The sequence below is a fragment of the Streptomyces sp. NBC_01408 genome (assembly GCF_026340255.1).
Classification (GTDB): domain Bacteria; phylum Actinomycetota; class Actinomycetes; order Streptomycetales; family Streptomycetaceae; genus Streptomyces.
Genome location: NZ_JAPEPJ010000001.1, coordinates 301,532 through 322,639, shown reverse-complemented (window position 1 = coordinate 322,639; position 21,108 = coordinate 301,532). Strand labels below are relative to the sequence as shown.

The window sequence follows — 21,108 nt, the reverse complement described above, 5'->3', positions numbered from 1 at the left end:
GCCATGACTGTCCTCGCGCACCGCCTCGACACGGTGACCCGCGACGCGCTCGCCGTCCTCCAGCCCGGCTTCGAGGGCACCACCGCCCCGGACTGGCTGCTCCGCCGGGTCGGCGAGGGCCTCACCGCCGTCGGCCTCTTCGGCCGCAACATCGCCTCGCCCGAGCAGCTCGCCGCGCTGACCGCGCAGCTGCGCGCCGAGCGGGACGACGTACTCGTCGCCATCGACGAGGAGGGCGGCGACGTCACCCGCCTGGAGGTCCGCGCGGGCTCGTCCTTCCCCGGCAACCTGGCCCTCGGCGCCGTCGACGACACCGCCCTGACCCGCGAGGTCGCCCGCGAGCTGGGCCGCCGGCTCGCCGAGTGCGGGGTCAACCTCAACTGGGCCCCGTCCGCGGACGTCAACTCCAACCCGGACAACCCGGTCATCGGCGTACGGTCCTTCGGCGCCGACACCCACCTCGCCGCCCGGCACACCGCCGCGTACGTCGAGGGCCTCCAGGCCGCCGGCGTCGCCGCGTGCACCAAGCACTTCCCGGGCCACGGCGACACCAACGTCGACTCGCACCACGCGCTGCCCCGCATCGACGTGGACCTGGACACCCTCCAGGCCCGCGAGCTCGTCCCCTTCAAGGCGGCGATCGAGGCCGGCACCAAGGCCGTGATGAGCGCGCACATCCTGGTGCCCGCCCTCGACCCGACCCGCCCGGCCACGCTCAGCCCGCAGATCCTGACCGGCCTGCTGCGCAAGGAGCTCGGCTACGAGGGCCTGATCGTCACCGACGGCATGGAGATGAACGCCATCGCCGGGACGTACGGCATCGAACGCGGCTCGGTCCTCGCTGTCGCCGCCGGCGCCGACGCGATCTGCGTGGGCGGCGGACTCGCCGACGAGGCCACCGTCCTGCGGCTGCGCGACGCGCTGGTCGCGGCCGTCCGCGAGGGCACGCTCCCGGAGGAGCGGCTCGCCGACGCCGCCGCCCGCGTCCGCGCGCTGGCCGAATGGACCCGTCGGGTACGGCCGGACGCGCTGCCGGAGGGGAGCGGCGCGTCCGGCATCGGCCTGACGGCGGCCCGCCGGGCCCTGGTCATCACCGGGCGGGCGAGCCGGATCGAAGCCCCGTACGTGGCCACGTTCGCGCCCGTGGCGAACTTCGCGGTGGGCGACGAGACCCCGTGGGGCGTGGCCGGCGAGCTGGCCGCGCTGGTGCCGGGGACCGCCTCGGGCGTCCACCGGGAAGGCGCCTCGGCCGGGGAGGTCCTGGCGGCCGCGGGTGACCGTACCGTCGTCGCGGTGGTCCGCGACGCGCACCGCCACCCGTGGATGGCCGAGGCGGTGGACGCGCTGGTCGCGGCCCGGCCGGACACGGTCGTGGTCGAGATGGGCCTTCCCCGGGCGGAGCCGCGCGGGGTCCTGTACATCGCGACGCACGGCGCGGCCCCGGTCTGCGGGCGGGCCGCCGCCGAGGTCATCGCCGGGGCGTAGCGGCCTGCGGCCAGGCTGTTGGGGCTCCGCCCCAGACCCCGCACCTCAAACGCCGGCGGGGCTGGATTTGGGCACACGCCGAAGGGCCTGGCCCCCACGGGGGGGCCAGGCCCTTCGGCATCGTGCCGGAACGGCTACAGCCCCTGCCAGGCCGGCTTGTTGGCGTACGTGTGCCGGAAGTAGTCCGCCAGCTTCAGCTTCGACGCGGCCGCCTCGTCGACGACCACGGTCGCGTGGCGGTGCAGCTGGAGCGCGGAGGCCGGGACCAGCGCGGAGAGCGGGCCCTCCACGGTCTGCGCGACGGCCTCGGCCTTGCCCTCGCCCGTGGCCAGCAGGACCAGGTGGCGGGCGTCGAGGATGGTGCCGATGCCCTGGGTGATGACGTGGTGCGGCACCTGCTCTATGTCGTTGTCGAAGAAGCGCGCGTTGTCCACGCGGGTCTGCTGCGTCAGCGTCTTGATGCGGGTGCGGGAGGCGAGGGAGGAGCACGGCTCGTTGAAGCCGATGTGCCCGTCGGTGCCGATCCCCAGCAGCTGGAGGTCGACGCCGCCGGCCGCGGCCAGCGCCCGGTCGTAGGCCTCGCAGGCTCCGACGAGGTCCTCGGCGGAGCCGTCGGGGCCCATGAAGGACCCCTCCGTCAGGCCGAGGGGCTCGACGACCTCGCGGAGTACCACGGCGCGGTAGGACTCCGGGTGCCCGGCCGGCAGGCCGACGTACTCGTCGAGCTGGCAGATCCGGGCCTGGGAGACGTCCACCCGGCCGGACTCGACCTGGGCGGCGAGGGCCTCGTAGACGGGCAGCGGGGTAGAGCCGGTCGCCACGCCGAGCAGGGCCTCGGGCTTGCGGCGGACCAGGGCGGCCATGGCCTCCGCGATGAGCTCGCCGCCTGCCTTGGCGTCCGGGACGATGACAACTTCCACGCGGGGCCTGCCGATCTGGAGTGGTGGTGTGGTATAGACCAATCTAGCAGAGCTCGCCGCCCCCGGGAGGGTTCCCGCCGCTATCCATGGTGATCCCGATCCCCGCCCCCGGCCTCCCGGCGGCGCGGCGCCACTTCGGACTTACTCGTCTAGGCCAGCGCCAGCTGCAAGCCGCCCGTGGCGTCGAGGTGCTGGCCCGTCACCCAGCGGGAGTCCGGCGAGGCCAGGAAGGCGACCACGTCGGCGACCTCCCCCGCCGTGCCCACCCGGCGGAAGACGGAGCGGGAGGCCAGGTGGGCCCGGGTCGCGGGGTCCGCGAGCAGGGCCGCGTTCAGGTCGGTCTCGGTGATGCCGGGGCCCACCGAGTTCACGGTGATCCCGCGCGGGGCGAGCTCGGCGGCGAGCGAGGTGCTCAGCGCGTTCACCGCGCCCTTGGCCATGACCGTGGCCAGGATCGCGGGCAGGGCGAGGTGCGGGGTGCCGGTCACGTTCACGATCCGGCCGCCGTCGCGCAGTCGGGCCAGGCCGTGCTTGATCACGAAGAACGGGGCCTTGGCGTTCAGCGCGTGCGCCCGGTCGTAGGCCTCCTCGTCGGTGTCCCCGATCCCGGCGAAGGTGGCCGCCCCGGCGTTGTTGACCAGGACGTCCACGCCCTCGGTGTGCGCCGGGTGGGCCCCGTACGCGGCCCAGAGGGCCTGTGCGCCGCCCGGGACCGCGAGGTCGGCCCCGATCGCGAAGGCCCGCCCGCCGGCCGCCTCGATGGCGGACACCGTCGCGGCGGCCGCCGCCGCGTCCCGTCCGTAGTGCACGGCCACCAGCGCCCCGTCCGCCGCCAGCCGCTCCGCCACGGCCCTGCCGATGCCCCGGCTGCCGCCCGTGACCAGTGCCGTCTTCCCCTTGAGCACGCCCATGGCGCACCTCCCCTTCGAAATGACTAGTGATCGCTACAGAAAGGACCGTACCAGATTCCCTAGCGATCGCTATAGAATGAGCGCATGGTGACCGGACAGCGCGGCAGGCCCCGCTCCTTCGATCGAGATGCCGCCCTGGACAAGGCGATGCTCGCCTTCTGGGAGCACGGCTACGAGGCGACCTCCATCGCCGACCTGACCGCTTCCCTGGGGATCAGCGCGCCCAGCCTCTACGCGGCCTTCGGCGACAAGCGCAAGCTCTTCGACGAGGTCGTGGTGGTGTACGGCGGCCGGTACGCGGACTTCGCGAGCGTGGCGCTCGCCGAGGAGCCCACCGCCCGCGCGGCCGTGGATCGGGTCCTGCGCGAGGCGGCGGAGGTCTACACCGACCCGGCCCACCCCCGCGGCTGCATGGTGATGAGCGCGGCCGTCAACACCACCTCCGAGGAGGTGGCCGAGGCCCTGCGCGAACGGCGCGCAGCCGCCATGGCGATGTTCGAGAGCCGGATCGGGGCGGACGTCGCCGCCAGCGTGCTGCCCGCGGACACGGACGCGCGGGCGCTGGCCCGCTACACCGCGGCCGTGCTCCAGGGGATGTCCCAGCAGTCACGTGACGGGGCGAGCCGGGAAGAGCTGGAAGCGGTCGCGCGGCGGGCCGTACTGGCCTGGCCCGCGCAGTAGGGGGCCGGCTCCGGCCCAGAAGGGCTCCGGCCCCGAAGGGCTCCGGCTCCGGAAGGACCGGCCCCGAAGGGCTCCGGCCCGGGAGGACTCCGCCCAGGGGCTCCGCCTCGAAAATTCCGCCCCGGAAATTCCTCTGGGCCACGGTGCCAGAACGGGACCCTCAGCCCGTCCGGCACCGTAGCCCGGAGTACTTTCGGCCGTCGGGTGTGCGGTTCCCGGCGGCCGTTTGGGAGGTGCCTGCGCGGTCAGGGCAGAGCGCGCGGCTTACCTCGATCCGTCCTCCTGTGCGGGGAGGGCGGAAGCTTAGTTCATTGTGGACTAGACCAATCTGTTCTGTCCATCCAATGACGGGGCCTGGGATCCCGTCACTTCCTCCAACAGTACGCGGCCCGCGGCCGTCCTGGATACTCCTGGGTATTCCCGTGGGGAAAGTCATGTGCCGTACCCGGGGTACGCTCGCAACGTGCCCTCCATGAACGACCTCGTCCGCCAGCACACCGCTCTCAGTGAAACCGAACTGGAGTGGCTCCACCTGCTGGTCTCGGAGTGGCAGCTGCTCTCCGACCTCTCCTTCGCCGACCTCGTGCTGTGGGTGCCCACCCTCGACGGCACCCGGTACGTCTCGGTCGCCCAGATGCGCCCCAACACCGGCCCCACCTCGTACCAGGACGACATGGTCGGCCACTTGGTGCCGCGCGGCCGGCGCCCGCTGCTCGACGCCGCGCTCGACGAGGGCCGGATCGTGCGCGAGGGCGACCCGGAGTGGCGCGAGGAGGTGCCGGTCCGCGTCGAGTCCATCCCGGTCCGCCGCGAGGGCCGGGTCCTGGGTGTCATCGCCCGGAACACCAACCTGCTCACTGTGCGTACACCGAGCCGGCTGGAGCTGACCTACCTCCAGTCCGCCTCCGACCTGGCCCAGATGATCGCGGCGGGCTCCTTCCCCTTCCCCGGCCAGCAGGTCGACATGGACGCCTCCCCGCGCGTCGGCGACGGCCTGATCCGCGTCGACGCCGACGGCGTGGTCACCTACGCCTCGCCGAACGCGCTCTCCGCCTACCACCGCCTCGGCCTCGCCTCCGACCTCGTGGGCCAGCACCTGGGCGACACCACCACCGAACTCGCCCCCTCCCGGGGCCCGGTGGACGAGGCCCTGGTCAAACTCGCCAGCGGCTGGGCCCCCAGGGAGACCGAGGTCGAGGGCAACGGTGGGGTCATCCAGCTGCGCGCCATCCCCCTCAAGCCGAAGGGGGTCCGGATCGGCTCGCTGGTGCTGTGCCGGGACGTCACGGAACTGCGACGTCGCGAACGTGAATTGATCACCAAGGACGCCACCATCCGGGAGATCCACCACCGGGTGAAGAACAACCTCCAGACGGTGGCCGCACTCCTGCGGCTACAGGCCCGCCGGATGGATTCGGAGAACGGCCGCGAGGCGCTCAACGAGGCCGTGCGCCGTGTGGGTTCGATCGCGATCGTGCACGAGACGCTCTCTCAGAACCTGGACGAGCGGGTCGAGTTCGACGAGATCGCCGACCGCGTGATCGCGATGGTCGCGGAGATCTCCCCCGGCAAGGTGGACTGCCGCCGCACCGGCCGCTTCGGGATCCTGGACGCGGAGGTCGCCACTCCGCTGTCGATGGTGCTGACCGAGATCCTCCAGAACGCCCTGGAGCACGCCTTCACCGCGGGGGAGGGGGGCACCGTGGAGGTGTCCGCGACCCGCACCGGCACCGGCCGCACGGACGGCCGGCTGATGATCACGGTGCTCGACGACGGCTGCGGTCTGCCCGAGGGCTTCGACCCCCAGCGGGCCGGCAACCTCGGCCTGCAGATCGTGCGGACCCTCGTGGAGGGCGAGCTCGGCGGCACGTTCGACATGCTCCGGGCGCAGCCGCGCGGTACCAAGGTCGTCCTCGACATACCGTCCAGCCCGCAGAAGTAGCCCGCGCCGACCGCCCGGTCGGTCACGTACGGTGACCGACCTGCGTTCCCTGGCAGCCCGGACAGCACTGAACCCCGGACCGAATGGTTCCCGGTCCGGGGTTCAAGAGCACGTTGCCAAGCGCTTATACGGTTACTACGCGCTGCGCGTCGAGGCTCAAAAGTCGTTGTCAGGCGCTGGCGTTGCGCGCCCGGTTGCGAGCGGCGCGGCGCTTCATCGCGCGGCGCTCGTCCTCGCTGAGACCGCCCCAGACGCCGGAGTCCTGACCGGACTCGAGCGCCCACTGGAGGCACTGCTCCATGACGGGGCAGCGGCGGCAGACGGCCTTGGCTTCCTCGATCTGCAGCAGCGCAGGACCGGTGTTGCCGATGGGGAAGAACAGCTCGGGGTCTTCCTCACGACAAACGGCGTTGTGACGCCAGTCCATGGCTGCTACCTCTCTTGTGTGACATGCACGTTGCTTGTGAATGTGAACGCTTTCACGAATCCCCTCGTGAGGGAAGGGCCGACGCCCAGTTGCCCGGTGCGGTCCGTGATTCGTGGAGGGGTTCTGGCGATCTGTGTGGGTGCCGGGTTGTGCGGGCTGTCCCGATCGCCATGTAGAGATTCGCAAACCTCGGACGGGGATACAACCCCTTCCGGAAAGTTTTTTTTGATTCGTCGGTGTCGACTAGGTCACAGCCCTACTTCCTAGGGGTGGACCGGCGTGTAAACGTTCGAGTGAAAGGCCTTTGGGCCCTTCCACTCACACAATCACACGCAGTGCCCGGCGTACGCCTGTGAACCGAACGCTGGTGCGCAGTCCGAGGTGGTCGCCGTCCATCTGGAAGGGAAGAGGAACCTTCGAATGCAAGGTGAAGTCGGTCAAATCGTGCAGAGACACCGCGTGCTTGCCGTGCGGGCCGCGCTCAGGAGTGGAGGTCAGGAGCTGTGTCGCGTACCGCGCGACCGCCGGAGTTGACAAACGGTTGAGAGCCAATACGTCAAGCGCAGTATCGAACGACGCCTCCGGGGAGGCGTAAAGCGGACGATTGCCCAGATACGTCCACGGCGAGGTGTTGCACACTATCGACAGCACCAGATTCGTCACCGGATCCGCGCCGGGCCGCTCCAGGGTGACCGTGCCGTGCCGGCGGTTCGGCTCTTCCCAGAACTGCCGCATGAGCTGTCGTACGTACAGGGCGTGCGTCGAACGCTTGCCGCGCTCCCGCTGCTGTTCGACCCGGCCGACCACGCCCGCGTCGAAGCCGAAGCCCGCGCAGAAGGTGAACCAGCGCGCCGGAACCGACTCGTCCTCCGTGCCCGGCGTCCCCGCCGCCAGACCCAGGCCCACCGTCCGCTCGCGCTGCTCGCGCAGCGCGTCCAGCAGGGCGCCGGTCGCCTCGACCGCGTCGTTGGGCAGACCGAGGGCCCGCGCGAACACATTGGTGGAGCCGCCGGGAACCACCGCCAGCCGGGGCAGCCGCTCCGGATCGGGCCCGTCGTGCAGCAGCCCGTTGACCACCTCGTTGACCGTGCCGTCGCCGCCGAGCGCCACCACGAGGTCGAGCCCCTCGTGCGCGGCCTTGCGCCCCAGGTCCCGGGCGTGCCCCCGGTACTCGGTGGTCACCGCCTCCAGCTTCATCTCGCTGGCCAGGGCGTGGACCAGGACGTCGCGCGTGCGCGCACTGGTGGTCGTCGCTGCTGGATTGGCCACGAGAAGTGCACGCATGAGCGCCAGACTACCCACCCCGTCGCACACCGACTCTACTGCCCGTCCCCTCCGGGCCCCGGGCAGGCGGCTACGCTGCTGGGGTGAGTGAGAAGCAGCCCCCGAACACCCCCGCCCCCGACACCGCCGGGCCCGTCGCGCTGCCCGGACGGCTGACCGCCGCCGCCGTGCTCACCGCCCTGGAAGGGCTGGCGCTGGCCGGCCTCGGCGTCTACATGCTGGTCGTGGGCATCACCGGCGACCCCGACTCCGTACGGCAGGCCGTGACCGGCGGGGTCACCCTGCTCGCGCTCGCCGCGCTGCCGCTCGTCGCGGCCCGCGGGCTGCGCCGGGGCCGCCGCTGGAGCCGCGGCCCGGCACTGATCACCCAGCTGATGGCGCTGCCGGTGGCCTGGACCCTGTTCAACAGCGGCGGCGCGATGATCGCCGCCGCCGTGGCGCTGGCCCTGGCCGCGGTGGCCGTCGCGGCCCTGCTCGTGAACCCGACGGCGACCGAGGCCCTGGGCATCGGGGCCCCTTCCGCTTAGTGCTGTGACCGGAAAGGTCCACCGGGTCGCGCCGCCCGGCACGGCGCCTCGCCGCGTTGTCGGACCGCGCCGGTACGTCCAGTACGGGTCGCGGCCCTCCGCCTTGCGATGCACCGCACCGGACGACGCGCCCCGGCAAACCTTCCCGGCCACAGCACTAGGGCCCGCCCGCCTTCCTCTCAGGGCCCGCCCGCCCCGGCTCCCCGGTCACTCCTCGACGAGGAGCTTCTCGCGGAGCTGGGCCAGGGTGCGGGCCAGCAGGCGCGAGACGTGCATCTGGGAGATGCCGACCTCCTGCGCGATCTGCGACTGGGTCATGTTGCCGAAGAAGCGAAGCAGCAGGATCCGCTTCTCCCGGGGAGGCAGCCCCTCCAGGAGCGGCTTGAGGGACTCGCGGTACTCGACGCCCTCCAGGGCCTCGTCCTCCGCACCCAGGGTGTCCGCGACCGCCGGCGACTCGTCGTCCGTGTCCGGGACGTCCAGCGAGAGCGTGCTGTAGGCATTGGCCGATTCCAGCCCCTCCAGCACCTCCTCCTCGGAGATCCCGAGCCGCTCCGCGAGCTCGTGCACCGTGGGGGAGCGGCCGTGCTGCTGGGACAGCTCCGCGGTGGCCGTGGTCAACGAGAGCCGCAGCTCCTGCAGACGGCGAGGCACCCGCACCGCCCAGCCCTTGTCCCGGAAGTGGCGCTTGATCTCGCCGACCACCGTCGGGGTGGCGTACGTGGAGAACTCGACCCCGCGGTCCGGGTCGAACCGGTCCACCGACTTGATCAGGCCGATCGTCGCCACCTGCGTCAGGTCGTCCAGCGGCTCCCCGCGGTTGCGGAACCGCCGGGCCAGGTGCTCGACCAGCGGCAGGTGCATCCGTACGAGCCGGTTGCGCAGTTCCGCCTTCTCCACCGAGCCGTCGGGCAGCGCCCGCAGCTCGATGAACAGGGCCCGCGCGCCACTGCGGTCGCGCGGATCCGGCAGCGCCGGGGTCACCGGGAACACCGGCGCCGAAGGGGCCGTGGCAGCGGCCTCCCCGGCCTGGGGTGCCGGCGGCTGTGGTTGGTCGTGCTGGTTCTCGCTCATAGGGCCCGCCCGTCGCTCCGCCGAGTCCAAAAAGCCGTCTTCCGCATCCGCGTCAGCCGGGTGCGGCCGGGCGTGCTGCTGCTCCGGGATGCCGCCGTCGACCTCATGTCGTACCGGGGGCCGATCCCCGCCCCGCACCGGGATCTCCCTGCCGCTCACGCCGGGCCTGGTCCCGCGCCGCGCTGTTTGTAGAGACTGATGCTCACCGTCCGGTTCTCCTCGACCGTCGCCTCGACCTTGCCGGCCAGCGCCGACAGGACCGTCCACGCGAACGTGTCACGCTCCGGCGCGCGCCCGTCGGTGGTCGGCGCCGAGACGGTCACCTCCAGCGAATCGTCGATCAGCCGGAAGACGCAACTGAGGACGGAGCCGGGCACGGCCTGCTGGAGCAGGATCGCGCAGGCCTCGTCCACCGCGATGCGGAGGTCCTCGATCTCGTCGAGGGTGAAGTCCAAACGTGCCGCGAGGCCGGCCGTGGCCGTCCGCAGCACCGACAGGTAGGCACCCGCAGCGGGCAGCCGGACTTCCACGAAGTCCTGGGTCCCGGGCTCGCCTGCGATCTGGGACACCCTCACCTCCAAGGTGGTACGAGCTCTGTTCGCCGGTGACGCTATCGCGATCCGGGCGATCGTGTCGCGGCACCCCTCATGGCACCCGCTTGGGGCGCCCGGACCAGCAAGCCCTACCCGGTGACTGATGGTAAGCCCACGGGTACGCACAGTGGCTAGAGGTCTGCGGGCCCAAATCGGGGGAACCGGCGGAGGGTTGACCTACCCCAACTCACACGATCGAACCGTCGACAAAACACCACCGCCAGGTCTCGCCCGGTTCGAAGCTGCGCATCACCGCGTGACCGGACTCGTGGTAATGCGCCGTGGCGTGCTTCAGGGGAGAAGAGTCGCAGCACGCCACGTATCCGCACCAGAGGCAGAGCCGCAACTGCACGGGGTGGCTGCCCACCGCCAGACATTCAGGGCATGTCTGGGCGCTCGGGACGGGCTCGGGGCGCGGCAGTTCGGCAACGTGGGTGCACTCGCTCATGATGACGAGCGTACGACGCGGCCGCCGCCGGACGACGGATGAGGATGGGCTTCGATGGAGGTACTGACGCTGGTCGCGCTGGTGGCCGGCAGCGCTGTCGTCGCGGGCCTGGCCCGCCGGACCCCGGTGCCCGCGCCCCTGCTGCTGGTCGCCGCCGGATTGCTCGCTGCGTACGTCCCGGGCGTGCCCACGTACGCCCTCGACCCGCACATCGTGCTGCCGCTGCTGCTGCCGCCCCTGCTGCACACCGCCGCCGTGGACAGCTCGTACCTGGACCTGCGCGCGAACATCAGGCCGATCGCGCTGCTGTCGGTGGGCTACGTGCTCTTCGCGACCCTCGTCGTCGGGTACGCGGCGTACCTGCTGGTGCCGGGCCTGTCGCTGCCCGTGGCGCTGGTGCTCGGCGCGGTGATCGCGCCGCCCGACGCGGTGGCCGCCACCGCGATCGCCCGCAAACTCGGGCTGCCGAACCGGATCACGACCATCCTCCAGGGTGAGTCCCTGGTCAACGACGCGACCGCCATCACCGCCTACAAGGTGGCGCTGGCCGCCGTGGTCGGGGTCGGCGCAGGCTGGGCGGGCGGGATCGCGGAGTTCCTGCTGGCCTCGGTGGGCGGGGTCGGGGTGGGCCTGCTGCTGATGGTTCCGATCCACCACCTGCGCACGCGCCTGAAGGAGCCCCTGCTCCAGAACACCCTCTCGCTGCTGATCCCCTTCGTGGCCTACGCGGCGGCCGAGCGGGTGCACGCCTCGGGAGTGCTGGCCGTGGTCGTGGTGGCCCTGTACATCGGGCACCGGAACTGGCAGGTCGACTTCGCCACCCGGCTCCAGGAGGAGGCGGTGTGGCGGATGGTCGCCTTCATTCTGGAGTCCGTGGTGTTCGCGCTGATCGGGCTCCAGCTGCCGGTCGTCCTCAAGGGCCTGGGGGAGTACGAGGGCATGGTCGCCGCCTGGTACGCCGTCGCGGTGTTCGTCATGGTGGTGGTGGCCCGGTTCCTGTGGGTGTTCCCCGCGACGTTCGTACCGCGCTGGCTGTCGGCCCGGGTCCGCAGCCGGGAGCCGGAGACCGACTGGCGGGCCCCGGTGATCGTGGGCTGGGCGGGGATGCGCGGAGTGGTCTCGCTGGCCATCGCCTTCTCCGTGCCGATGTCCGTGCCGCACCGGAACCTGATCCTCTTCCTGACCTTCACCACGGTCATCGGCACCCTCGTGGTGCAGGGACTGACGCTGCCCCCGCTGATCCGGGTACTGCGGCTGCCGCCGCGGGACCTGCACGCCGAGACCCTCGCGGAGGCGCAGGCGCAGAGCGAGGCCTCGCGGGCGGCGGAGGAACGGCTGGCGGAACTGCTGGAGGACCCGGCGAACAGCCTGCCGGGCCCCCTGGCGGACCGGCTCCGGACCGTCATGGAGCGGCGCCGCAACGCGGTGTGGGAGCGGCTGGGAGAGGTCAACCCGATCACCGGGGAGTCCGCGGACGACGTCTACCGGCGCCTGGCCCGCGAGATGATCGAGGCCGAACGGGAGGTCTTCGTCACCCTGCGCGACCGGCGCCGGATCGACGACGAGATGCTGCGGGCGCTGCTGCGCAGGCTGGACCTGGAGGAGGCGGCGGCCTACCGCGAGGAGGCGTAGCCGTGGCCCCTGCGGGGGTGCTCGGCGGGGTGGGTCCGGCTGCGCCGGGCGGTCGTGACGTGCGGCTCCGTTGCCGGGGGCTCAGCCCCCGGACCCCCGCGCCTCAAACGCCGGCGAGGCTGGGTATGGCCGGCGAGGCTGAGGACTAAGGTCGGCCGGTGACGATCGCGGCCAGGGTGGTGCCGGGCGGGAAGGTGCCGGTCGCGGTGAGCTCGGCCAGGGCCCAGAGCAGCTTGGCCACGTAGATCCGCTCGACGGGGAGCCCGTGGCGAGCCTCGAACTCGGCGGCGAAGGCCTCCAGCGGGGCCGGGACGCGTGCGTAGCCGCCGTGGTGGAAGTCCTCCGCGAGGCTCCAGTCGCCCGCCGGGGCGCCGAAGGCCAGGGTCTGGAGGGAACGTATCTCCGGGCCCAGGAAGCCGCCCGCCAGGACCGGTACGCCCAGCGCCCGCTGGCCGGGGCCCAGCCCGGCCGCCAGGCCCGCCAGGGTGCCGCCGGTGCCGCAGGCCACCGCCACCACGTCCGCCGCCCCGCGCAGCTCGCGGCCCAGCTCCGCGCACCCGCGCAGGGCGAGCGCGTTGCTGCCGCCCTCGGGGACGACGTACGCCCCCTCGCCCCCGGCCCCGGCCAGCAGCCGGGCCCGCGTCCCGGGCTCGGCCTTGCGGCGGTAGTCGGCGCGGGAGACGAAGTGCAGCCGCATCCCGTCCGCGGCGCAGCGGGCGAGGGACTCGTTGAGCGGGCGGCCGGCGAGCTCGTCGCCGCGCACGATGCCGACGGTGGGCAGGCCCAGCAGCCGTCCGGCCGCCGCGGTGGCCCGCAGGTGGTTCGAGTAGGCCCCGCCGAAGGTGACGAGGCAGCCGTACCCGCCCGCCACGGCGGCCCGCAGGTTCGGCGCGAGCTTGCGCCACTTGTTCCCGGGCAGCTCGGGATGCACGAGGTCGTCCCGCTTCAGGAGGAGCCGTACGCCGTACCGCTCGAACCTGTCGTCACGGACTTCCTGCAGCGGGGACGGCGGACGCGGCTCCAAGAGCCCGTCAACGTTCGCGGGGCGGTTCACCCGTCCATTGTGGTCCGCACCCACACGTGCCGCCGCACGGTGTGGCACGGCCGTAATCCGTCACCACCCGCCGGAACAGCTCGTGCCCGGTGCGCCCAGCGTGGGTGAGCGCCCAGTCCTGGGCTCCCGCCTGATCGTCGTTCGCGCCGGATTCGGCTCCGCAGCCGTAAGCCGCGCAGAACACCTCGAAGGTCACCCCGCCCTCGGGGGCGTACCGGATGTTGTGCGGCACGTGCGGGAACCCGGTGCGCGTCATCGGCCCTCCTCGGCGTGCGGGTGCCGGCGGATCTCGACGTTGCGGTCCACGACCCCCGAGAGGTCCCCCAGCCGGTAGCAATGTGCACGCTGCGCGACCAGTGCCCCGCACACGTCGCAGTCCGGGTCCGCCGGATCGGGGTCGCGCACCGGGAACGGGTCACGCTGTTCAACCTGCTGCCACAGTCCTCGCACCATTCCGAATCCCTTCACCGTCCGCTGGTGTCGTGATCGTCGCGCTGGTGATCAGGACGGGGGAACCTCGTACGTTCGACACTTCGGGACGTCCCACAGCCTGTACAACGTCCTCATGCAGAACGAGCGGTTAAGGGCTGTCATGGCATCCGGAGGCTGGACACACGCCTCATTGGCCAGCGTGACGGGCGTGGACTCGAAAAGCGTGGAACGCTGGGTCAACCTCGGGCGCACCCCACGGCGGGGGACCGCCCTCAAGGCTGCCGAGATGTTGGGCGAGGACGTCCACGCACTGTGGCCCGCGCTCCGGCAAGCACGGGCAGCACGGGCCGTCAGTTCGGAACTGGTCGCGCTGTACGACCAGCGGGCAGACCTTCCCGTATCCGTGTTCGTGGATCTCCTCACGGCGGCGCGCGAGCGGATCGACGTCCTGGTCTACGCGGCGGTGTTCCTGCACGAGGCGTATCCCCGGCTGAACGATCTCCTGCGGGAGCGTGCTGCCGATGGGTGCGCGTTACGCATCGCAGTCGGTGATGCGGACAGTGAGAACGTCCAGCAGCGAGGGCAGGAAGAGAAGTTCGGGCACGGCATCGAATCCCGCTGCCGCCTCGCTCTCCTGCACTACCAGCCGTTGGCGAGCGTTCCCGGTATCGAGCTTCGGACACACGGCACGACGCTCTACAACAGCTTGTACCGGGCGGATGATCAGGTATTGGTCAATGCCCACGTCTGGGGCGTGAACGCGTACGGTGCGCCCGTGTGGCACCTCCGCCGCCACGAATCCGGCGGCATGTTCGACACCTACGCGGACAGCTTCGATGCCGTGTGGGAGACGGCGCGCCCTGTGGAGGCATGACCCGATGGCCCGGACCGAGTACTACGACGATCCTCACGCGCCCGAGCCGAACAGCTTGGTCGTGGCCGCCTCGGCGGTGGTCACCGACGGAGAGGGCCGCATCCTGCTGCAACGGCGCCGGGACAACGACCTGTGGGCGCTGCCCGGCGGAGGGATGGACCTGGGTGACTCGCTGCCCGGCACGGCCGTCCGCGAGGTCAAGGAGGAGACCGGCCTCGATGTGGAGATCACGGGACTGGTCGGTACGTACACGGACCCCCGGCACGTCATCGCGTACAGCGACGGCGAGGTCAGGCGACAGTTCAACGTCTGCTTCACAGCCCGCATCACCGGCGGGGAGCTGGCCCTTTCCGACGAGAGCACGGAACTGCGGTTCGTGGCACCGGCAGACCTCGACGCGCTGCCCATGCACAACACCCAACGCCTGCGCCTCCAACACTTCTTGGACCACCGTCCCGCGCCGTACCTCGGCTAACCATGCACTGACAGCCACTTGCCAGGGGTTCAGGGGCCCTTGCGGGGCCCGTTCTCGGATGGCGTGGTGCACGTCGCCATGGACGGCCCGGACTTCATGGCCGTACTTGACCGCCGTATCCGGCTTGATGACCTGATTCGGTGCAAGAGGGAGCATGCGAGCCAGACAGGTCGCTGTCATCTGCCGGTTGCAGTGATCTTCTCCGGATGACACAGGCGATAGGTGAGTGGACCGTCTGCTGAACCGGCCTGGCCGGCGGTGCTAGATCGGGGTACTCGCGGCTGTTGCAGGTTCTGCGAGAGTCAGCTTCGTCCGGCATGAAGCGACAGCGATCCGTGCCCACTCTCGGACGGCTGCCGTGTCAGCAGCGATGCCGGACAGATGACGTGCCACGCGCTGTGCGTCCCGCACCCACTCGGCCATTGGGTCCTCGGTCAGTACGGCGCGAAACCGCTGACTGGCCGCTTCTGTCTGTCCAGTCAGGGCAGCAGCCACACCGGCGTTGAAGCTCTCCCAGAGATAACCGGTTCGGTCGGCGCGTCGTAGCAGGCACTCGGCTACCCGGTCGAGATCGGCGAACCGAGTCCTGAGCCCTTCGACCTGTCGCTCGGCTTCGCAGGCGAGCGTGTGTGCCACGGCGGTGAACTGTTCCTCGTTGCGGAAGTGGTCCGTAGGCCGTACCTGCTCCGCGAAGTCGAACGCCAGGTGGTCGAAGTCCTGCCAGAGCCACATGGCCCCGACCGTCAGCCCACTGCCCTGGCTCCAGCGCGGCGACGGGAACTCCACGATGCCTAGCCACCAGCCGTGGTCGTCGATCCAGATTCGGGATCGTCCCTGTTGGTGGAGACCAAGGGGGCGCAGCCGCCTTCGGGCAGCAGCGGCGATCAGTCGGGAGGCGGGGGAGGTGGCTGCCATGCCCGCCATTGTCGCCGTGGGCCTACGCGGGGCCGCAGGTGGGCCCAGTGCGAAGTGACGGAATGACGATTAGTTCTGAGCCAGGCATAGCAACAACAACATCTCTACCCTGCCTGTCGCTGTCGCTGTCGCTGTCGCTGTCGCTGTCGCTGTCGCTGCCGCTTGGTGCGATGGTCGGCCACCCTTCGGGACGTATCCGCTCCATTGCCGGGACGGCTGAGAAGTCCGTCAGTACGCTGCGAGAAAGCCCAAACGTCCCCGGGGGAGGCCTTGAACACGGCCCTGCGTATTGCTACGGACCAAGCCCACGTGAATCCCCGGCAGTTGGCAGCCCGGGTGGGCGTGACGGTGAAGAGCGTGGAACGCTGGATCGCGGACGAGGCGCTCACGCCGCACGCGCGAAACCGGCACGACACGTGCCGGGTGTTGGGAGTGGACGAACACATGATCTGGCCGGAGGCAGTCACCACCCGAGTCAAGGTCGGCAGTGACCGCGAGCTGGTACACGCGTACCCGTACCGGTCCGCCTGCCCGTCCACCGTGTGGTCCAGGCTGGCCGAGGACAGCACTACGGACATGTTCCTCGCGGGGTACACGAGCTACTTCTTCTGGACCCAGGTCCCCGATTTCGCGGGCATCGTCCGTCGGAAGGCCGCGAGCGGCTGCCGGGTGCGGTTCCTCATGGGGGATCCGGAGGGGGAGGTCACGCGGCAGCGCGAGGTGATCGAGGCGGCCGCACTCACCGTCTCCACGCGGATCAGGATCACCCTGGAGCACCTGGCCCGGCTCGGCCCGCTCGACAACCTGGAGGCGCGGTTCAGCGCACCCTCCGACGCTGTGAACCACGTCGGGCTCAGCGTCTTCCGGTTCGACCGTGAGGCGCTGGTGACGCCGCATCTGGCCCGCGTCATCGGGCACGACTCCCCGATGCTGCACCTGCGCAGGCAGGGCGACCGCGGGATGTTCGACCGCTTCGCGGAGCACGCCGAGGAGCTGTGGGAACGGGCGACTCCTGTCGCCGGAGCGTGAGAGCAAGGAACTGCGGTTCGTGGCACCGGCCGGACTCGAAGCGCTGCGCCGACCCGCGCCGTACCTCGGGTGACCGTGCGCAGGCATCCGTTGCCCGGGACGCGGGGGCCCTGGTGGGCCCCCGCGGCGCAGTGGGCTACTTCAGGCGCTCGGTGACGCGGGCGCGCATCGAGTCCATCGTGAAGCCCTTCGGGTCGATCTTGCCCGGCTGCCATTCGAGGTGGCCGATGACCGAGCGGGCCGTCCAGCCGTGGACCCGGCAGACGGCCGCCGCCGCGCGGGCCATCGCGTCGAGCTGGACCGCCGGCCACGGGTCCTCGCCGTCGCCGAGGTTCTCGCACTCGAAGCCGTAGAAGTGGCGGTTGCCGTCGGCGTCCGCGCGGTCGTCCGGCGGGAGCCGCTTCTCGGCGATCACCGCCCGCAGGACGTCGGCGTCGCCGGAGCCCGCGTGGTTGGCGCGGCCGTAGCCGACCAGGTGGACCCGGCCGTCCTTGGTGATCACGCCGTGGCACAGCGGGCCCGGCAGGGCCGAGTCACCCTTGCGGCAGAGCCCGACCGTGAACGAGGTGCCGTTGCTGACGGTGTGGTGGATCATCACCCCGTGCACCGGGCCCCAGGGGCCCTTGTGGTTGCGGTTGTGGGTGCGCCACGCGCCGACCTCGACGACGGTCAGGCCCTCGTCCCGCAATGCCTTGATGAACCGGTCCGCGGACATGGGTGCGGCCATGGCCGCCTCCTTCGTTGCGGTGTGTGACGGACACCCTGTGTGTGCGTCTCATTACCCTCCGGTGTAATGGAGGTGGCCCTTCCGTCGCTAGTGCATTCGTACGCCGAGCGAGCCGATCCGGACATCCGCCCCGCACGCGCGGCTCAGGCCGAGGCCAGCCACAGGTCGGGGCCGAAGACCTCGTAGTGGATGTCCGCGGCGGGCACGCCCTTGGCGAGCAGCTGTTCGCGGACGGAGCGCATGAAGGGGAGCGGGCCGCAGAGATAGGCCTGGGTGCCGGCCGGGACCGGGACGGCCGCGAGGTCGAGCCGGCCCTCGCCGTCGCCCGGCTCCGCCGCCTCCTCGTACCAGAAGCGGGCCGAGGCGTCGGCCAGCTTGTGGGTGAGGGCGCGGTGGTCGCCGCGCAGGGGGTGGTCCGCGGGGGAGCGGTCGGCGTGCAGGACGGTCACCGGGGCGGCGTGCCCGCTGTCGGCGAGGTGCTCCAGCATCGAGAGCATGGGGGTGCAGCCGATGCCGGCCGAGGCGAGCAGGACCGGGGCGGTGGAGTCCCGGAGGACCAGGTCGCCGTACGGGACGGAGACGCGCAGGGTGTCGCCGGTGCGGACGTGGGTGTGGAGGTGGTGGGAGACCTCGCCGTCGGGGCCGCCCGCCGCCGGGCCGTGCACCCGCTTGACGGTGATCGCGCGGACCGGGGAGCCGGGGGCGCTGGAGAGGCTGTACTGGCGTATCTGCCGGGCGCCGTCGGCCAGTTCGACCTGGACGGAGACGTACTGGCCGGGCAGGTGCGCGGGGGCCGGGGAGCCGTCCGCCGGGGCGAGGTGGAAGGTGGTGCAGTCCGCCGTCTCCTCGGTGCGGGCGGCGACCGTCCACTCGCGCCAGACGTCGCCCGCGATGACCTGCCGCTCGGCGTAGAGGCGCTCCTCGATGGCGGTGAGGGCGTTCGCCATCAGCCAGTAGACCTCGTCCCAGGCCGCGGCGACCTCGGGGGTGACGGCCTCGCCGAGGATCTCCACGATGGCCGCGAAGAGGTGCTCGTGGACGACCGTGTACTGCTCGCGCGTGACGCCGAGCGAGGCGTGCTTGTGGGCGATGCGGTTCAGCATCACGTCGGGGCGCTGGTCCGGGTGGGCCACGAGGTGCGTGGCGAAGGCCGCGATGGAGCCGGCGAGGGCCTGCTTCTGGAGGCCCGCGTTCTGGTTGCCTCGGTTGAACAGGTCGCGGATCAGCTCGGGGTGGGCGGCGAACAGCTTGTGGTAAAAGAGCTCGGTGATCTCGCCGATCGCGGCTCCGACGGCGGGCAAGGTGGCGCGTACGGTCGCCGTCGACGTCTCGGAAAGCATGCAGGACTCCTTGTGTGGGTGTTCAGAAGTGGTATGTGAGATGCATATTTGAGCCGAAAAGGGGGGTCCGCCGATAGAGCGGACGTTTGTGCGAAGGTCCCCTCGGGTTCCGGCTCAGGGGGGTGGAACGCGGGCGGAAACCGGCCATCCGACCCGGATGGCAGGGGTCATTCGGCGGCTCCTGGAACGCTGCCCGAAAGGCTCACCAGCAGCGGCCCGGTGGGGGTCGCCACCAGGTCGTTCACCGTCAGCGGGTCCAGTGAGGCGAAGAAGGCCTCCTGGGCCCTGCGCAGCGCGCCGCGCAGGACGCAGGCGCCGCGCAGCGGGCACGGGGTGCTGCCCTCGCACTCCACGACATCGCCGGCTCCCTCCAGTTCGCGGACCAAACCGCCCACCGAGGCGGCCCGCCCCGCGGCCGTCAGCGCGAGCCCGCCGCCGCGGCCGCGCCGCGCCTCGACCAGGCCGAGGTGCTGCAGCCGGGCGACCGCCTTGGCCGTGTGGGTGTACGGGACCGCCATGCCCGCCGCGACGTCGCGGGTCGTCGGGAGCGACGTCTCGCCGGCGTCCGTGACGGCCAGGCGCATCAGGACGCGCAGTGCCAGGTCGGTGAATCGGGTGAGCCGCATGGGGCCAGCGTAGGAAACTGGCATCTCCCGTGCAAATTAAAAGCCGGACAGACCGGGCTGCATGTCAGGTCACAGGGGGAGCGGGAGGCGGCGTGGCCGAAAGCGGTGGGGTTCCAGGGGCGCGTGATGTGGGAGGGAACCCGAAAGGGTGCCCCACCCCCGGAGGGAGTAGTCCCACCCTTTTGTGTAATGGTCCCACCACGTTGCGTACTGGAAGGGTGCATCTCGCAGATCCATGGAGTGATCGAAAGGGAAATACATGTCGGTCCAGGCAGGTTCCGAATCCGAGGTCCAGACACCGCAACGCAGTCTCGGTACGTCGGCGGCACGGAACTTGGCAACCACGACCAAGTCCGCGCCGCAGATGCAGGAAATCACCTCGCGGTGGCTCCTGAAGATGCTCCCGTGGGTCTCGGTCCAGGGTGGCACCTACCGTGTCAACCGCCGGCTGAGCTACTCCGTCGGAGACGGGCGCGTGGAGTTCATCAAGACCGGCACCCAGGTCCAGGTGATCCCGGCCGAGCTGGGCGAGCTCCCGCTGCTGCGCGGGTACGAGGACCTCGACGTGCTCGGCGAACTCGCCCAGCGGTGCCGGCAGGTCGACTTCGGGGCGGGCCAGGAGCTGACCTCCTTCGGCAGCGCCTCCGACCAGGTGTTCCTGCTCGCCCACGGCCGCATCGACCAGGTCGGCCCCGGCGCCTACGGCGAGGACGCCGTCCTGAGGACCGTCGCGGACGGCGCCTACTTCGGCGAGGACTCCCTCGTCGACGAAGAGGCCATCTGGGAGTACACCGCCCGCGCCGCCACCTCCGGCACCGCGCTCGTCCTGACGCGCCTGGACTTCCAGCTGCTCGCCGACCGCGTCGAATCGCTGCGCGAGCACGTGGAGCGCGTCCGGACGCTGCCCGCCCAGCGCACCAACAAGTACGGCGAGGCCGCGATCGAGCTCTCCGCCGGCCACGAGGGCGAGGCCGTGCTCCCGGGCACCTTCGTGGACTACGAGGCGCGCCCGCGCGAGTACGAACTCTCCATTGCACAAACGGTCCTGCGGGTGCACACGCGCGTCGCCGACCTGTACAACCAGCCGATGAACCAGACCGAGCAGCAGTTGCGGCTCACGGTCGAGGCGCTGCGCGAGCGCCAGGAGCACGAGATGCTCAACAACCGCGACTTCGGACTGCTCCACAACGCCGATTACGACCAGCGCATCCAGTCCCACGACGGCGCGCCCAGCCCCGACGACATGGACCAGCTGCTCAGCATGCGGCGCGGCTCCAAGTTCTTCCTCGCGCACCCCAAGGCCATCGCCGCCTTCGGCCGCGAGTGCAACCGGCGCGGGCTGTACCCGGAGTCGGTGGACATCGGCGGCAACCGGGTGCCCGCCTGGCGCGGAGTGCCGATCTTCCCGAGCAATAAGATCCCGATCAGCGACGCCCGCACCACCTCCATCCTGTGCATGCGCACCGGCGAGGAGGAACAGGGCGTGATCGGCCTGCACCAGCCCGGCATCCCGGACGAGATCGAACCGAGCACGTCGGTCCGCTTCATGGGGATCAGCGAGCAGGCGATCATCTCCTACCTGGTCACCGCCTACTTCTCCACCGCGGTGCTGGTGCCGGACGCCCTCGGCGTCCTGGAGAACGTCCAGATCGGCCGCTGGCGCTGAGGCGGCAGGCCGGGGGATACCGGGACCACGAGGGACACGGACACGC

At 71.1% G+C, this 21,108-nt stretch carries 23 protein-coding genes; 9 read left to right on the top strand and 14 right to left on the bottom strand.

Features of this window, described 5'->3' with window-relative positions; genetic code table 11:
* Positions 1–3: 3 nt before the first annotated feature.
* Positions 4–1,485 (top strand): glycoside hydrolase family 3 protein, encoded by a 1,482-nt coding sequence (locus tag OG447_RS01430; RefSeq protein ID WP_266934341.1) that lies wholly within the window; start codon positions 4–6, stop codon positions 1,483–1,485.
* A gap of 134 nt (positions 1,486–1,619) precedes the next feature.
* Here the strand turns inward: OG447_RS01430 and nagB are convergent, their stop codons facing one another.
* On the bottom strand, positions 1,620–2,405 hold the full coding sequence (gene nagB / locus OG447_RS01425; protein WP_266934340.1) for a glucosamine-6-phosphate deaminase: 786 nt from the start codon (positions 2,403–2,405) through the stop codon (positions 1,620–1,622).
* A gap of 149 nt (positions 2,406–2,554) precedes the next feature.
* Positions 2,555–3,316 (bottom strand): SDR family oxidoreductase, encoded by a 762-nt coding sequence (locus tag OG447_RS01420; protein ID WP_266934339.1) that lies wholly within the window; start codon positions 3,314–3,316, stop codon positions 2,555–2,557.
* Between the two features lie 84 nt (positions 3,317–3,400).
* Between OG447_RS01420 and OG447_RS01415 the strand changes: the two genes are divergently transcribed.
* Both OG447_RS01415 and OG447_RS01410 read left to right on the top strand, forming a co-directional pair.
* Positions 3,401–3,997, top strand: coding sequence for a TetR/AcrR family transcriptional regulator (locus OG447_RS01415; RefSeq protein ID WP_266934338.1), 597 nt, complete (start codon positions 3,401–3,403; stop codon positions 3,995–3,997).
* Between the two features lie 472 nt (positions 3,998–4,469).
* A complete protein-coding gene (locus OG447_RS01410; RefSeq protein ID WP_266938702.1) occupies positions 4,470–5,939 on the top strand; it encodes a sensor histidine kinase in 1,470 nt (489 codons plus the stop codon).
* A 169-nt stretch (positions 5,940–6,108) separates the two neighbouring features.
* On the opposite strand, the gene OG447_RS01405 is transcribed toward OG447_RS01410, so the two are convergent.
* Both OG447_RS01405 and OG447_RS01400 read right to left on the bottom strand, forming a co-directional pair.
* Complete coding sequence (locus tag OG447_RS01405) at positions 6,109–6,366, bottom strand: WhiB family transcriptional regulator (RefSeq protein WP_003953983.1); 258 nt, start codon at positions 6,364–6,366, stop codon at positions 6,109–6,111.
* A gap of 318 nt (positions 6,367–6,684) precedes the next feature.
* A complete protein-coding gene (locus tag OG447_RS01400; RefSeq protein ID WP_266934337.1) occupies positions 6,685–7,650 on the bottom strand; it encodes a diacylglycerol kinase family protein in 966 nt (321 codons plus the stop codon).
* An 83-nt stretch (positions 7,651–7,733) separates the two neighbouring features.
* On the opposite strand from OG447_RS01400, the gene OG447_RS01395 reads away from it, so the two are divergent.
* Complete coding sequence (locus OG447_RS01395; protein WP_266934336.1) at positions 7,734–8,177, top strand: hypothetical protein; 444 nt, start codon at positions 7,734–7,736, stop codon at positions 8,175–8,177.
* Positions 8,178–8,384: 207 nt separating this feature from the next.
* Here the strand turns inward: OG447_RS01395 and OG447_RS01390 are convergent, their stop codons facing one another.
* From OG447_RS01390 to OG447_RS01380, 3 genes are all read right to left on the bottom strand, one after another.
* Positions 8,385–9,395, bottom strand: a complete 1,011-nt coding sequence (locus tag OG447_RS01390) for an RNA polymerase sigma factor SigF (RefSeq protein ID WP_266938701.1) — start codon at positions 9,393–9,395, stop codon at positions 8,385–8,387.
* A gap of 11 nt (positions 9,396–9,406) precedes the next feature.
* The gene (locus OG447_RS01385) at positions 9,407–9,820 is read right to left on the bottom strand and encodes an anti-sigma regulatory factor (protein WP_030012703.1); all 414 of its coding nucleotides are present in this window, start codon (positions 9,818–9,820) and stop codon (positions 9,407–9,409) included.
* Positions 9,821–10,031: 211 nt separating this feature from the next.
* Positions 10,032–10,292 carry a UBP-type zinc finger domain-containing protein gene (locus tag OG447_RS01380; protein WP_266934335.1) on the bottom strand — a complete coding sequence of 87 codons (261 nt, stop codon included), beginning with the start codon at positions 10,290–10,292 and terminating at the stop codon, positions 10,032–10,034.
* A 54-nt stretch (positions 10,293–10,346) separates the two neighbouring features.
* Here OG447_RS01380 and OG447_RS01375 point away from each other — a divergent pair, with 54 nt between their 5' ends.
* Complete coding sequence (locus tag OG447_RS01375; protein WP_266934334.1) at positions 10,347–11,924, top strand: Na+/H+ antiporter; 1,578 nt, start codon at positions 10,347–10,349, stop codon at positions 11,922–11,924.
* 145 nt (positions 11,925–12,069) lie between these two features.
* Here OG447_RS01375 and OG447_RS01370 read toward each other — a convergent pair whose 3' ends face one another.
* Genes OG447_RS01370 through OG447_RS01360 form a run of 3 tightly spaced genes read right to left on the bottom strand, consistent with a single transcriptional unit; the run spans position 12,070 to position 13,431 of the window.
* Complete coding sequence (locus tag OG447_RS01370) at positions 12,070–12,978, bottom strand: 1-aminocyclopropane-1-carboxylate deaminase/D-cysteine desulfhydrase (RefSeq protein ID WP_266934332.1); 909 nt, start codon at positions 12,976–12,978, stop codon at positions 12,070–12,072.
* Positions 12,956–13,234, bottom strand: coding sequence for a hypothetical protein (locus OG447_RS01365; protein WP_266934331.1), 279 nt, complete (start codon positions 13,232–13,234; stop codon positions 12,956–12,958). Before OG447_RS01365 ends, OG447_RS01370 begins: the two co-directional genes overlap by 23 nt.
* Positions 13,231–13,431, bottom strand: coding sequence for a hypothetical protein (locus tag OG447_RS01360; RefSeq protein WP_266934330.1), 201 nt, complete (start codon positions 13,429–13,431; stop codon positions 13,231–13,233). Before OG447_RS01360 ends, OG447_RS01365 begins: the two co-directional genes overlap by 4 nt.
* 112 nt (positions 13,432–13,543) lie before the next feature.
* Here OG447_RS01360 and OG447_RS01355 point away from each other — a divergent pair, with 112 nt between their 5' ends.
* Both OG447_RS01355 and OG447_RS01350 read left to right on the top strand, forming a co-directional pair.
* Positions 13,544–14,284: a helix-turn-helix transcriptional regulator gene (locus OG447_RS01355; RefSeq protein WP_266934329.1), complete on the top strand. Its 741-nt coding sequence runs from the start codon at positions 13,544–13,546 to the stop codon at positions 14,282–14,284.
* Positions 14,285–14,288: 4 nt separating this feature from the next.
* A complete protein-coding gene (locus tag OG447_RS01350; protein ID WP_266934328.1) occupies positions 14,289–14,759 on the top strand; it encodes an NUDIX domain-containing protein in 471 nt (156 codons plus the stop codon).
* A gap of 261 nt (positions 14,760–15,020) precedes the next feature.
* Here the strand turns inward: OG447_RS01350 and OG447_RS01345 are convergent, their stop codons facing one another.
* The gene (locus OG447_RS01345) at positions 15,021–15,674 is read right to left on the bottom strand and encodes a hypothetical protein (RefSeq protein WP_266934327.1); all 654 of its coding nucleotides are present in this window, start codon (positions 15,672–15,674) and stop codon (positions 15,021–15,023) included.
* Between the two features lie 444 nt (positions 15,675–16,118).
* On the opposite strand from OG447_RS01345, the gene OG447_RS01340 reads away from it, so the two are divergent.
* Positions 16,119–16,703 carry an XRE family transcriptional regulator gene (locus OG447_RS01340; protein ID WP_266938700.1) on the top strand — a complete coding sequence of 195 codons (585 nt, stop codon included), beginning with the start codon at positions 16,119–16,121 and terminating at the stop codon, positions 16,701–16,703.
* A 136-nt stretch (positions 16,704–16,839) separates the two neighbouring features.
* On the opposite strand, the gene OG447_RS01335 is transcribed toward OG447_RS01340, so the two are convergent.
* From OG447_RS01335 to OG447_RS01325, 3 genes are all read right to left on the bottom strand, one after another.
* Entirely contained in the window at positions 16,840–17,430 is a 591-nt protein-coding gene (locus tag OG447_RS01335; protein WP_266934326.1) for an N-acetylmuramoyl-L-alanine amidase, read from the bottom strand.
* Between the two features lie 143 nt (positions 17,431–17,573).
* The gene (locus tag OG447_RS01330) at positions 17,574–18,770 is read right to left on the bottom strand and encodes a globin domain-containing protein (protein ID WP_266934325.1); all 1,197 of its coding nucleotides are present in this window, start codon (positions 18,768–18,770) and stop codon (positions 17,574–17,576) included.
* A 167-nt stretch (positions 18,771–18,937) separates the two neighbouring features.
* A complete protein-coding gene (locus OG447_RS01325) occupies positions 18,938–19,396 on the bottom strand; it encodes an Rrf2 family transcriptional regulator (RefSeq protein WP_266934324.1) in 459 nt (152 codons plus the stop codon).
* A 259-nt stretch (positions 19,397–19,655) separates the two neighbouring features.
* On the opposite strand from OG447_RS01325, the gene OG447_RS01320 reads away from it, so the two are divergent.
* On the top strand, positions 19,656–21,062 hold the full coding sequence (locus tag OG447_RS01320; RefSeq protein WP_266934323.1) for a family 2B encapsulin nanocompartment shell protein: 1,407 nt from the start codon (positions 19,656–19,658) through the stop codon (positions 21,060–21,062).
* Positions 21,063–21,108: the final 46 nt, after the last annotated feature.